Source organism: Pseudomonas sp. BMW13 (assembly GCF_013357275.1).
GTDB lineage: Bacteria > Pseudomonadota > Gammaproteobacteria > Pseudomonadales > Pseudomonadaceae > Aquipseudomonas > Aquipseudomonas khazarica.
In genome coordinates, this window is sequence record NZ_SUKD01000088.1 from 1 (window position 1) to 265 (window position 265).

Annotated in this window: 1 pseudogene; it reads right to left on the reverse strand. The window is 67.5% G+C overall.

Annotated elements, in window-relative coordinates:
- Positions 1–265 (reverse strand): annotated as a pseudogene (locus E4487_RS25065) (aminotransferase class III-fold pyridoxal phosphate-dependent enzyme); the annotation flags it as partial.

Below are 265 nucleotides of genomic sequence, written 5' to 3' on the forward strand. Positions count from 1 at the left end.
GGCGGCCCAGATGCCGAACGCTTCCGGCGACTGCTCGCCACCCTCACCGAACCAGTACGGCTGCGGGATGTGGGCGATACCGGGGATCGGCAGGTCGCCCTGCTCGTGCATGAACTTCATGCCGCCGAGACTGGCGCCGGCCACGGTGGAGCCGTGGTAGCCATTCTCGCGGCCGATGATGACCTTTTTGTTCGGCTGGCCCTTGCACGCCCAGTAGTGGCGCACCAGGCGCAGCATGGTGTCGTTGCCCTCGGAGCCGGAACCG